This is a genomic window from Pseudomonas sp. PB3P13, from assembly GCF_054897735.1.
Map to the genome: position 1 here is coordinate 3,529,742 of NZ_CM142702.1, position 12,071 is coordinate 3,541,812.

Annotated in this window: 8 protein-coding genes and 1 pseudogene; 4 read left to right on the forward strand and 5 right to left on the reverse strand. The window is 59.8% G+C overall.

Features of this window, described 5'->3' with window-relative positions:
- The first annotated feature begins 103 nt into the window (after positions 1-103).
- Positions 104-964: a xanthine dehydrogenase accessory protein XdhC gene (gene xdhC / locus ACYZT1_RS16295; RefSeq protein WP_462015725.1), complete on the forward strand. Its 861-nt coding sequence runs from the start codon at positions 104-106 to the stop codon at positions 962-964.
- An 8-nt stretch (positions 965-972) separates the two neighbouring features.
- A complete protein-coding gene (guaD, locus tag ACYZT1_RS16300) occupies positions 973-2,277 on the forward strand; it encodes a guanine deaminase (protein WP_462015726.1) in 1,305 nt (434 codons plus the stop codon).
- 63 nt (positions 2,278-2,340) lie between these two features.
- On the opposite strand, the pseudogene ACYZT1_RS16305 reads toward guaD, so the two are convergent.
- Together ACYZT1_RS16305 and ACYZT1_RS16310 are read right to left on the reverse strand one after the other, a co-directional pair.
- Positions 2,341-2,418, reverse strand: a pseudogene (locus ACYZT1_RS16305) (YqgE/AlgH family protein); the annotation flags it as partial.
- Between the two features lie 32 nt (positions 2,419-2,450).
- Entirely contained in the window at positions 2,451-3,215 is a 765-nt protein-coding gene (locus tag ACYZT1_RS16310; protein ID WP_462015727.1) for a GntR family transcriptional regulator, read from the reverse strand.
- A gap of 415 nt (positions 3,216-3,630) precedes the next feature.
- On the opposite strand from ACYZT1_RS16310, the gene ACYZT1_RS16315 reads away from it, so the two are divergent.
- A complete protein-coding gene (locus ACYZT1_RS16315; protein ID WP_462015728.1) occupies positions 3,631-4,827 on the forward strand; it encodes a benzoate/H(+) symporter BenE family transporter in 1,197 nt (398 codons plus the stop codon).
- A 72-nt stretch (positions 4,828-4,899) separates the two neighbouring features.
- Here ACYZT1_RS16315 and ACYZT1_RS16320 read toward each other — a convergent pair whose 3' ends face one another.
- Entirely contained in the window at positions 4,900-5,241 is a 342-nt protein-coding gene (locus ACYZT1_RS16320; protein ID WP_150582134.1) for a YggL family protein, read from the reverse strand.
- Between the two features lie 235 nt (positions 5,242-5,476).
- Here ACYZT1_RS16320 and dacB point away from each other — a divergent pair, with 235 nt between their 5' ends.
- Positions 5,477-6,937, forward strand: a complete 1,461-nt coding sequence (gene dacB / locus ACYZT1_RS16325) for a D-alanyl-D-alanine carboxypeptidase/D-alanyl-D-alanine endopeptidase (protein ID WP_462015729.1) — start codon at positions 5,477-5,479, stop codon at positions 6,935-6,937.
- A 250-nt stretch (positions 6,938-7,187) separates the two neighbouring features.
- Here dacB and ACYZT1_RS16330 read toward each other — a convergent pair whose 3' ends face one another.
- Both ACYZT1_RS16330 and rlmKL read right to left on the reverse strand, forming a co-directional pair.
- Positions 7,188-9,572 (reverse strand): sensor domain-containing diguanylate cyclase, encoded by a 2,385-nt coding sequence (locus ACYZT1_RS16330; protein ID WP_462015730.1) that lies wholly within the window; start codon positions 9,570-9,572, stop codon positions 7,188-7,190.
- A gap of 136 nt (positions 9,573-9,708) precedes the next feature.
- Positions 9,709-11,979 carry a bifunctional 23S rRNA (guanine(2069)-N(7))-methyltransferase RlmK/23S rRNA (guanine(2445)-N(2))-methyltransferase RlmL gene (gene rlmKL, locus ACYZT1_RS16335; RefSeq protein ID WP_462015731.1) on the reverse strand — a complete coding sequence of 757 codons (2,271 nt, stop codon included), beginning with the start codon at positions 11,977-11,979 and terminating at the stop codon, positions 9,709-9,711.
- Positions 11,980-12,071: the final 92 nt, after the last annotated feature.

Sequence of the window (12,071 nt, forward strand, 5' to 3'; positions counted from 1 at the left end):
ATATTCAGCGGGCACAAATTTTGTGTGCGACAGAGATCAAAATGTGGAAGCTAGCCTGCCAGCGATGACGGCCGAACAGACAACACAGATGTCGAGGTGAATCATGTACAACTGGATCGACGCCCTCGCCGACCTGCAAAATCGCGGTGAATCCTGCGTGTTGGTGACCATCATCGAAGAGCTCGGCTCGACGCCTCGCAATGCCGGTTCGAAAATGGTCATCAGTGCCAGGCAGACCTTCGACACCATCGGTGGCGGGCATCTGGAGTTCAGGGCCATGCAGATCGCTCGCGAGATGCTTGCCAGCGGTAAACAGGACACGCATCTGGAGCGCTTCAGTCTCGGTGCCAGTCTCGGCCAGTGCTGCGGCGGCGTGACCGTTTTATTGTTCGAACCCATGGGCCAGGTGCAGGCGCAAATCGCCGTGTTCGGTGCCGGCCATGTCGGACGCGCACTGGTGCCGCTGCTGGCCAGCCTGCCCTGCCGGGTGCGCTGGATCGACTCGCGGGAAGCGGAATTTCCCGCTCAGATCCCCCACGGCGTGCGCAAGATTGTCAGCGAAGAACCGGTGGATGAGATCGATGATTTGCCCGCCGGCAGTTACTGCATCGTCATGACGCACAACCATCAGCTCGACCTGGAACTCACCGCCGCAATCCTCAAGCGCAACGACTTCGCCTATTTCGGCCTGATCGGCTCGAAGACCAAACGGGTGAAATTCGAACATCGTCTGCGCGATCGCGGCTTCGACAGCAGCGTGCTGCAACGCATGCGCTGCCCGATGGGCATCGGCGAAGTCAAAGGCAAGTTGCCTGTGGAAATCGCCGTCTCCATCGCCGGCGAAATCATCGCTACCTATAACGCCGATTTTGGTCAGCACACTGCCAGTGCCGGCTCATCGATTGCCAAACTGCTGCCTGCGTCTCGCCGCAGCCGCGCTTCGAACCAAACAGCCACGAATTGAGAACGACAATGCCTCTGACTCGCAAAGCTTACCGCGCCGCCATTCTGCACAGTATTGCCGACCCCGCCGAAGTCGGCATCGAAGCGTCTTATGAATATTTTGAAGACGGTTTGCTGGTGGTCGACAACGGCCAGATCAGCGCCGTCGGCCACGCCAGCGAATTGTTGTCGACGCTGCCGGCAGACATCGAAATCACCCATTATCAGGACGCGCTGATCACCCCGGGGTTCATTGATACGCATATTCACTTCCCGCAAACCGGCATGGTCGGCTCGTATGGCGAACAGCTGCTGGACTGGCTCAACACCTATACCTTCCCTTGCGAAAGCCAGTTCGCCGACAAAGCCCATGCCGATGAAGTCGCGGACATTTTCGTCAAGGAACTGCTGCGCAACGGCACCACCACCGCGCTGGTGTTCGGCAGCGTTCATCCGCAATCGGTGAACTCGTTCTTCGAGGTTGCCGAGCAGCTGGACCTGCGGATGATCGCCGGCAAAGTGATGATGGATCGCAATGCGCCGGACTATCTGGTCGACACAGCAGAGTCGAGCTACGTTGAAAGCAAGGCGCTGATCGAGCGCTGGCACGGTAAAGGTCGACTGCACTACGCCGTCACTCCGCGCTTCGCACCGACCAGCACCCCGGAACAGCTTGCCCTGGCTGGGCAGTTGCTCAGCGAATACCCTGACCTGTACCTGCAGACCCACATCAGCGAAAACCTCAAAGAAGTCGAGTGGGTCAAAGCGCTGTTCCCGGAACGCAAGGGATATCTCGACGTTTACGATCACTTCCAGTTACTGGGCGAGCGCTCGGTATTCGCTCACGGCGTGCATCTGTGTGATGAGGAGTGCGCGCGACTGGCGGAAACCGGCTCGGCCATCGCCTTCTGCCCCACTTCGAACCTGTTCCTCGGCAGCGGCTTGTTCAATTTGCCGATGGCGGAGAAGCACAAAGTGAATGTCGGCCTGGGCACCGACGTCGGCGGCGGCACCAGTTTCTCGCTGCTGCAGACGCTGAACGAAGCCTACAAAGTGATGCAGTTGCAAGGCGCGCGGCTGAGCCCGTTCAAATCGCTCTACCTGGCGACCCTGGGTGGCGCGCGGGCCTTGCGCCTGGAAGACAAAATCGGCACGTTGCAGCCGGGCACCGATGCCGACTTCGTGGTGCTCGATTACAACGCCACGCCGTTGCTGAGCTACCGCTTGAAGCAGTCCACCCACATTGCCGAGACGTTGTTTGTATTGATGACGCTGGGCGATGACCGCACGGTGCTGCAGACTTATGCGGCAGGGAATCGGGTGCATCAGCGCTAAGCTTTCTTCGGGCAAAAAAAATCCCCCGCGATCGTAAGATACCGGGGGATTTTTTTGATCCTCTGTAGGAGCGAGCCTGCTCGCGATAAACCTGAGGGCGCCACGGGGTGTCAGGCTTCTCATGTAATCGTTAACCACCATCGCGAGCAGGCTCGCTCCTACAGGGGGCGGTGTTAGATTTTCGCGCTCGAACGCCCAGGCTTTTTGGTCTGCAACAAATGCGAGAACACCGCATGCAAATCATCCGACGCACTTTCTTCGTCCAGGTTGAGCTTGCTGTCGATGTGGTTCATGTGATGCATCATCAGATCCACCGCCAGCGTACTGTTGCGCGCTTCGATGGCGTCGATCAACTGGGTGTGCTCGTCATAGGAACAATGCGAGCGGTTGCCGCTTTCATATTGGGCAATGATCAGGGAAGTCTGCGACACCAGGCTACGCTGGAAGCTGATCAGCGGCGCATTTTTAGCCGCTTCGGCCAGCTTCAGATGGAATTCACCGGAGAGGCGAATACCCGCACCGCGATCGCCACGGGAAAAACTGTCGCGTTCGTCGTTGACCATCTGTCGCAATTCGGCGATTTGCTCGGCCGTGGCGTGTTGCACGGCCAGTTCAGTGATTGCCCGCTCCACCAGCCGCCGCGCCAGAAACACCTGACGGGCCTCTTCGACACTCGGGCTGGCCACCACCGCGCCGCGGTTTGGACGCAGCAGCACGACGCCTTCATGGGCCAGGCGCGACAGCGCGCGGCGAATGATGGTGCGACTGACCCCGAAAATTTCCCCCAGCGCTTCTTCGCTCAATTTGGTGCCGGGCGCCAGGCGCTGTTCGAGGATGGCCTCGAAGATATGCGCGTAGACAATATCGTCCTGGGTGCCGCTGCGGCCGGCTTTGCCCGCTCGCGGTTGTTTCTTGAGGGGTTGCAACTGTTCGTTCATGGGCACTCGAGTCGGGAGAACTGCGGCGAATAGACCGTGACTGTAATACGGCACAGTGGGTCGCTGGCAAGTATCGCGTAAAAATCACGGCGATTGTACACAATGAAAGGTGGCAAGACGACTGTACGGCTGTTTGCCGCTTCTGCTGTATCGCACGACCGCGCAAGTTTGAGTTTAGGCTTAACCACGCAACTCTGTGCTCGCGGATCTGGGTTAAACATGCTTCTTTGGCGAGGGGGCTTGCACCCGTTCGAGTGCGTAGTACTCGCAAGATTTTGGGATCACCAGAGATTTTGGGGCTGCTTCGCGGCCCAACGGGGGCAAGCCCCCTCGCCACGTAGAATCTTTGGCAAGCCCCCTCGCCACGAAGACTCTTTCGGATTCATTGGTTTTATAGACAAGGAACACCACCGTCATGACCGATGCCACGCAATCGCAACTGCGCCCGTTGGCCGACACCTCGCCATCGGCCATCGTTGCCGGGTTCATCGCGATGATGACCGGCTACACCAGCTCCCTGGTGCTGATGTTTCAGGCGGGCCAGTCGGCGGGGTTGAGCAGCGGGCAGATCTCTTCCTGGATCTGGGCGATTTCGATTGGCATGGCGGTGTGTTCCATCGGCTTATCGCTGCGCTACCGCACGCCGGTCACTATCGCCTGGTCGACACCCGGCGCGGCGTTGCTGATCACCAGCCTGGGCGGCGTCAGTTATGGCGAAGCCATTGGCGCTTACATGACCTGCGCGGCGCTGGTGACCCTTTGCGGCCTGACCGGTAGCTTCGAGCGGCTGGTGAAGAAAATTCCGGCATCGCTGGCCGCCGCCTTGCTGGCAGGTATTCTGTTCAAGATTGGCAGCGAAATTTTCGTCGCCGCGCAGCATCGCACGGCCCTGGTGCTGAGCATGTTTTTCACTTACCTGTTGATAAAACGGCTGTCGCCACGCTACGCCGTACTGGCCGCGCTGCTGGTCGGCACGGCGCTGTCGGGATTCATGGGCCTGCTGGATTTCAGCGGTTTCCATCTGGAATTGGCGACTCCGGTCTGGACCACGCCGCACTTTTCCCTGGCCGCAACGATCAGCATTGGCATCCCGCTGTTCGTGGTCGCGATGACCTCACAGAACATGCCTGGCATCGCCGTCCTGCGCGCCGACGGTTACAACGTGCCCGCTTCGCCGCTGATCACCACCACCGGGATTGCCTCGTTGCTGTTGGCGCCGTTTGGTTCCCACGGGATCAATCTGGCGGCGATCAGCGCGGCCATCTGCACCGGGCCGCATGCCCATGAAGATCGCAACAAGCGCTACACGGCGGCGGTCTGGTGCGGGATTTTCTACGGGATCGCCGGGGTGTTCGGCGCGACACTGGCGGCATTATTTGCCGCGTTGCCGAAAGAACTGGTGCTGTCGATTGCGGCGCTGGCCCTGTTCGGTTCGATCATCAATGGCCTGAGCATCGCCATGGCCGAAGCGAGGGAGCGGGAAGCGGCGTTGATGACCTTCATGGTCACGGCGTCGGGACTGACGCTGTTTTCCATTGGCTCGGCGTTTTGGGGGATTATCGCGGGGGTGTTGACGTTGGTGGTCTTGAATTGGCGAAAAAAGCAGGGGTAAGCTTCAAGCTTCAAGCTTCAAGCTTCAAGCCGATTCAGCTTGCGGCTTGAAGCTTGTCACTTGCACCTGCCGTCAGGCCTGATTGATCGGCTTTTCCGGGTACCAGACGTCGATCAGCGGGCTGACCGTCGCTTCGGTCAATTCGCTGCGGCCCTTGAGCCAGGCTTCAACAGCAGCACGCTGCTCTTCGGACACCGAGCCGCGCTTTTGCAGGCAAACCAGACCGAAGTCATCGCCGCCAACATAGCCCAGACCGTTGGCTTCCATGGCTTCTTTCAGGAAAGCGTCGAGGAAAGCATCAATGGCTTCATCAGCCAAATCTTCTTTGAAATCCAGGTTCAGCTCGAAACCCAGCTCTTGAAATTCATCGACGCACAGTTTTTTGCGCAGACGCTGGGAACGGTTAGTCGCCATTGAAACAATCCTCATAAGTAATAACGGGCGGCACTTTAGCAGTTTAAGCCGCCAATTGCCCGACTCTCTGGGAGTCGCTGGCGACCGTCGGTAAAAAAATAGCCGATTAGACGACCTGGGCACGGCACAAGCCGCTACACCTTGGGGCATAATGCCGACACTTTCATGACCACTGAGGGACTTTTCCAGCATACCCTCGTCTTTTTTCCCCCTCGGCTGTAGGGCTTTATTTCACATGATCAAATCTTTGCGTCCATTGTTACTGGCCGGTTTTCTTCTCCCGCTGGCCTTTCCCGTTTCCGCTGCCCCTATCAATACCGGTCTGACGCCTAACGTCGAAAAAGCGCTCAAGGCCAGCAAACTGCAAACCAACGCCCTGTCGCTGGTGATGATCCCGCTCAACGGCCCAGGCACGCCGACCATTTTCAACGCTGACGTTTCGGTCAATCCGGCCTCGACCATGAAACTGGTGACCACCTACGCCGCGCTGGAAATGCTCGGCCCGAATCATCAGTGGAAGACCGAGTTCTACACCGATGGCACCCTCAGCGGCGGCATCCTCAACGGCAACCTGTACCTCAAGGGTGGCGGTGACCCGAAACTGAACATGGAAAAGCTCTGGCTCCTGATGCGCGATTTGCGCGCCAACGGCGTGACGCAGATCACCGGGGATCTGGTGCTGGACCGCAACTTCTTCGTGCAGCCGCAACTGCCGGAATTCAACGACGACGGCAATGACAACAACAAGCCGTTCCTGGTCAAACCCGATTCGTTGCTGGTCAACCTCAAGGCGCTGCGCTTTGTAGCGCGCAATGACAACGGGCGGGTGCTGATTTCGGTCGAGCCGCCGATTGCCACCATTCGGATCGAAAATCAGGTCAAGGCCGTCAATTCCAAGCAATGCACCGGTGGCGTTCGTTACAACCCGGTGGCGCAGCCTGACGGAAGCGTGACCGTCACCGTGGGCGGACAGTTGGGCGATGGTTGCAGTTCGCAGACTTATCTTTCGCTGCTTGATCACGCGACTTATACCGCCGGTGCCGTGCGCGCCATCTGGAAAGAGCTGGGCGGCAGCATTCAGGGCCGCGATCGCCTGGCCTCCGTGCCAGGCGGTGCGAAAGTGCTCGCGCGGGCTTATTCGCCGGACCTTGCGGAAATCATTCGTGACATCAACAAATACAGCAACAACACCATGGCCCAGCAGTTGTTCCTGAGCCTGGGCCAGCGCTTCCGCACCGACGCCGATGGCGATGACGCCAGGGCTGCTCAGCGCGTGGTGCGGCAGTGGCTGGCGAAAAAAGGCATCACCGCGCCGCACCTGGTGATGGAAAACGGCTCTGGCCTGTCTCGCGCAGAGCGCGTGAGCGCGCGTGAAATGGCGGGCATGCTGCAGGCTGCATGGAAAAGTCCGTATTCGGCTGAATTCATCAGTTCGATGCCCATTGCCGGCACTGACGGGACGATGCGCAAGCGTCTGAAACGCACTGCCATGGCCGGTGAAGCTCACGTCAAGACCGGCACCCTGAACACCGTGCGTGCGATTGCCGGCTACAGCCGCGACATCAATGGCAATACCTGGGCAGTCGTGGCCATCCTGAACGACAAAGCTCCGTTCGGTGCGTCGTCGGTATTGGATCAGGTCCTGCTCGACCTGTATCGCCAACCGAAACTGCCTGAGACTGCCTCGGTTCTGTAGCGCCCCATTACCTATGGGAGCCGGTTTGTTGTGGCGAGGCGGGGGGCCAGCCCCCGTTCGCCTGCAACTATGTGGCGAGGGCTTGCCCCCGCTGGGTTGCGAAGCAGCCCCAATGCCAAAAACAGTGCGTCAGATAAATCACCGGCGCAGGATCTACGACTGCTGCGCAGCCGAACGGGGGCAAGCCCCCTCGCCACATCGTTGCAGCCGAACGGGGCTGGCCCCCTCGCCACACGTTGGTAGCGCAGCTTTAGCTCATCTCGCCTTCAACCCGATCCCGGCCGGCCTGTTTCGCCGCGTAAACACCCGAATCCGCGCGCAGCAGCAAGGCGTCGGCACCCTCTCCGACGCGCCAGCTGGCTATCCCGAAACTCGCGGTGACGATCCCGACGTCGTCGATCGGCGTGCTGCGCAAGCCTTGCCACAGTTCCAGCGCCAGGATACGGGCATGCCCGCCGTCGATGTCCGGGCAGAGCACCATGAACTCTTCGCCGCCCAGACGGCAGAACACATCGGAGCGGCGCAGCCGGTGGCCGATACGGTCACAGACTGTCTGCAGCACTTTGTCGCCCACCGCGTGACCATGCAGATCATTGATGCGTTTGAAGTGGTCGATGTCGAGCATGATCACCGAGAGCTGGCCGCCGCCCCGCTCGACCCGGGCCATTTCCGTGGACAGGCGCTCTTGAAAGTAACGGCGATTGTAAATGCCGGTCAGTGAGTCGGTGATCGACAGCGCCCGCAATTCTTCCTCCACACGCTTCAAGTCGGAAATATCCGAGATGTAACCATGCCAGAGCACGCCGCCGCCGGGCAGCTCCTCCGGCGTCGCTTCACCGCGGACCCAGCGCACGCCGCGCTGAGGCAGCTGCACGCGGTATTCCTCGCGCCACGGACTGAGCGTGTCCGCCGAAGCGCGAATCGAGGCGCGAACCCGCGTAGTGTCTTGAGGGTGAATCCGGGTGAAAATCGCTTCGGCGTTGAGCAGCAGCACGTCGGGCTCCAGCTCGTAGATCTCACGAATGCCGTCGCTGGCGTAGATCACACTGAATCGCCCGTCGAACTCCATTTTGAATTGGTAGATCCCGCCAGGAACGTGTGCGCTGAGTTTCTTCAGCAACAGGTCCCGTGCCGCCAACGCTTCGTGCACGCGCTTGCGTTCGGTGATGTCGATGCAGATGGCCAGGTGACCGACCCACAGACCTTGCTCATCCAGCAGCGGCGTCGCCAGCATATTGACTGTCAAGTGGCTGCCATCGGTACGCACCAGCGTCCACTCCCGCGCTTCACGCCCACCCTCCTCGCCACCCTCGACCAGCATGGCCTGGCAAGTGGGAATCGGCTTGCCGTAACGCGCGCTGAGCTCGGCCGCACGCGCCGTCAGTTCGCGCGACAGGTGCAGACTTTCCAGCGTCATGTGGCCGACCGCCTCAGCGCCGGCATAACCGAGCATCTGCTCCGCGCCGGCATTGAACGTGCTGATCACCCCGCGCAGATCGGTGGCGATGATGGCCACTTGGGTCGCCGCATCCAGCACCCCGCGCAACTGGCCATGGGTGCCGCGCAACTCCCGCTCACGAGCATGCAGCTCCCCGGTGCGCTGGGCGACCAGTTTCAGCGCGCGCTGACGTTGACTCACCAGCACGTACAGCAACGCGCTGAGCATCAGGCTGAGCAAACTGCCCAGCACCACCACACTGGTCACAGACGAATGGTTGGCTAGCAGAAACGCTTCGCTGGGCCGGATGTCGACCTGGTAATCATGATCGGCCAGACGCAACAGCCGGGTCGCAGCCAGATCGCTGGGGGCTGCACGGTTCGCTGATTCATACAGCACTTCATGCTGGTCATCGGTGGACAGATCGAGAATGCGCACCGAGAGATAATCACGGGTGGCTTCCGGTAATCCATCGGCCAGTAACTGAAGCATGCTGATCACGGCCATCACATAACCGTAAGGTCTGGTTTGGCCAGCATTGATGACCGGCGCGACCAGCAGCACGCCGCGCGCATAAGCAGGCTCGATGCTGACCAGATGCATCGGCTGCGACACCGCCATCCCGCCGTGTTGATCGGCCCGCTCCAGAGTGGCGCGGCGCAAAGGTTGCGCGAGCAGGTCATAGCCCAGCGCTGTCCCCAGTTTGCTCTGTGTCTGGCTGAACAGCACCGCGACGTACTCATCGCGGTCCGCGGCCAGTTGCAGTTGGCCTTTGTCATCCAGCTCGCGAATGCTGAAGCCAGACAGGCCCTCCCCTCGCACACGCCGCTCCAGGTCGGCCCGTTCGGCCTGACTGATGCGCAATGCAAAGGAATACGCCTGAGTACGGCGTAGCAGCGGTTGGGTGTAGCCGTCGAATTCGTTGCGGTTGACGGTATCGGAATTGATGAAGAACCGTCGCAGGCCGTCGAGGCGCTGCTGCTGATCTTCGAAACGCTCTTCGACACGGCTGTAACGTTCACTGGCGAGCAGCTGGAAACGTTGCCGCAATTGTTGGTGGAACAGATTAAGTGTTGACCAGGCCAACAATCCGGTAAGAAATCCGCCGATCAGCAAGACCAGCAGCGCGACCCGAATGGCCGAAGCGTCTTCACTGATAAATCCCAGAATCTTCGGGCGCACGGCGTGCAGCGACATAGAGAAAACTCATAACGCCAGGTGCCGGAAAAGCCCATTGGCCATAATTGAGTTATAGCTATTAGCCACTAAATTAACCAGTACGGAAATGCTCCGCAGGAGCAGCCGGTCGATGCTCCTGCGGTTCTTACTGTAATTAACGCGCCATGATTTTCCAGGCCCGATGGATCTTGCCGTTGCGGGCGAAATCCGGATCGAGGGTCTTGGCCGTAATTTCTTCCACGGCATAACGTTCGCTGAGGTTTGGCTCGAGTTCGAATTTGCGGAAGTTGTTGGAGAAGTACAGCACGCCACCCGGCGCCAAACGCGCCATGGCCAGATCGATCAACTGCACTTGATCGCGCTGCACGTCGAAGATCCCTTCCATTCGTTTGGAGTTGGAGAACGTTGGCGGGTCGATGAAGATCAGGTCGAACTCGTCACGGCAGGCGTCCAGCCACACCATCACGTCGCCTTGTTCCAGACGGTTCTTGTCGGAGAAACCGTTCAGCGAGAGGTTGCGCCGCGCCCAATCCAGGTAGGTTTTCGACAAGTCCACACTGGTGGTGCTGCGTGCGCCACCTTTGGCGGCGTGAACGCTGGCCGTCGCGGTGTAGCAATACAGATTGAGGAAGCGCTTGCCTTCTGCCTCTTTCTGAATCCGCAAGCGCATCGGCCGGTGATCGAGAAACAGACCGGTATCGAGGTAATCGGTGAGGTTGACCAGCAGCTTGACGCCACCTTCGTTGACCTCGACAAATTTGCCCTGGGCTGCCTGCCGCTCGTATTGCCTGGTGCCGCTCTGACGTTCGCGACGCTTGACCACCACGCGGCTCTTGTCGATGTTCAAGGCTTGAGGAATTGCGGCCAGGGCATCGAACATGCGCGCCGAAGCTTTTTCCGGATCGACGGATTTAGGCGCGGCGTATTCCTGTACGTGAACCCAATCGTGATACAGGTCGATAGCCATCGAGTATTCCGGCATGTCGGCATCGTAGATACGGTAGCAATCGATGCCTTCACGCTTGACCCACTTGCCCAGTGCCTTGAGATTTTTCTGCAAGCGGTTGGCAAACATCTGCCCGCCCTCGCTCAAGCGCGGTTGCTCGATCACCACCGGGGCCGGTTTGATCGGGTTGCCGTTCTTGTTGTACTTCTCGTACTTGCCCGGCACGACATCGTTGTCAAGGATTTCGACTTCGGCTTGTTCACGTTCGACCTGGCGTTGTTCCGGAGTACGGCGCTCACCCGTAACGAACTGATCCGGGGTGACTTTGATCAACAGCAGCTTGCACGGCAGCGCGCCGTTCCAGAACGAATACTGTTTGTGGCTGCGGATGCCCATGCGCTTGCCCAGGTCCGGCGCGCCGGTGAAGACCGCGGCTTCCCAGTTCAGGCAGGCCTGACGCAGACGTTCGCCGAGGTTCTGGTAGAGGTAGAGCAAACTCGCCTCATCACCCAGACGTTCGCCATACGGAGGGTTGCAGATGACCAGACCTTTCTGGTTCTGGTCCGGACGTGGTTCAAAGGTGCCGACTTCACCCTGGTAAATCTTGATCCACTCGCTGAGACCGGCACGTTCGACGTTGTTGCGGCCGGGTTGAATCAGACGCGGATCGGCTTCGTAACCGCGGATCCACAGCGGTGGCCTGGCCAGTCCGGCAGCGGCCCGTTCAGTGGCTTCTTCGTGCAGCTTTTTCCACAGTGCCGGAACGTGACCCAGCCAGGCGGTAAAGCCCCACTGCTCGCGACGCAGGTTCGGCGCCATGTCGGCGGCGATCATCGCGGCTTCGACGAGGAAAGTACCGACACCGCACATCGGGTCAGCCAGCGCGCCACCCTCGGCGGCAATGCGCGGCCAGCCGGAGCGAATCAGAATCGCGGCGGCCAGGTTTTCCTTCAGTGGCGCAGCGCCCTGCTGCAGTCGATAACCGCGCTGGTGCAGGCTGTGGCCGGACAGATCGAGCGACAGAATCGCTTCGCCACGGTCCAGACGCAGGTGAATGCGCAGGTCCGGGTTGAGTTTGTCGATGGAAGGACGATCGCCTTGGGGAGTTCGCAATTTGTCGACGATCGCGTCCTTGACCTTCAAGGCGCCAAAGTGGGTGTTGTCGATGCCCGAGCCGTGACCGCTGAACTCGACGGCCAGGGTGCCGTCGTTGAGCATATGGTCTTGCCATTCGATATCCAGCACGCCGTAGTACAGGTCTTCGGCGTCCTTCATCGCAAAACGCTTGAGCACCAGCAGCACCCGGTTCGCCAGACGCGACCACAGGCAGAGGCGATAAGCGGTTTCCATGGTGGCCATGCCGCGCACGGCAGATGTGTGCTCACGCGCTTCTTCAAGGCCAAGCCCGACGGCTTCCTCGATGAGCAGGCCTTCGAGGCCTTTGGGGCAAGTGAGGAAGAGTTCGAAACGGTCGGACATGGTGATTCCAGAGCCTTTGGCTAAGTGGACCGGCAACGCATTGCCGGCCCGGTTTTCAATCAGGCGCTTTTCTTGAAGAGCGCCCGCGTGGC

What these genes read in the sequence shown, in the direction of transcription:
- xdhC (WP_462015725.1), top strand. Translation starts at nt 104, where the DNA reads ATGTACAACTGGATCGACGCCCTCGCCGACCTGCAAAATCGCGGTGAA.
- guaD (WP_462015726.1), top strand. Translation starts at nt 973, where the DNA reads ATGCCTCTGACTCGCAAAGCTTACCGCGCCGCCATTCTGCACAGTATT.
- ACYZT1_RS16310 (WP_462015727.1), bottom strand. Translation starts at nt 3,215, where the DNA reads ATGAACGAACAGTTGCAACCCCTCAAGAAACAACCGCGAGCGGGCAAA.
- ACYZT1_RS16315 (WP_462015728.1), top strand. Translation starts at nt 3,631, where the DNA reads ATGACCGATGCCACGCAATCGCAACTGCGCCCGTTGGCCGACACCTCG.
- ACYZT1_RS16320 (WP_150582134.1), bottom strand. Translation starts at nt 5,241, where the DNA reads ATGGCGACTAACCGTTCCCAGCGTCTGCGCAAAAAACTGTGCGTCGAT.
- dacB (WP_462015729.1), top strand. Translation starts at nt 5,477, where the DNA reads ATGATCAAATCTTTGCGTCCATTGTTACTGGCCGGTTTTCTTCTCCCG.
- ACYZT1_RS16330 (WP_462015730.1), bottom strand. Translation starts at nt 9,572, where the DNA reads ATGTCGCTGCACGCCGTGCGCCCGAAGATTCTGGGATTTATCAGTGAA.
- rlmKL (WP_462015731.1), bottom strand. Translation starts at nt 11,979, where the DNA reads ATGTCCGACCGTTTCGAACTCTTCCTCACTTGCCCCAAAGGCCTCGAA.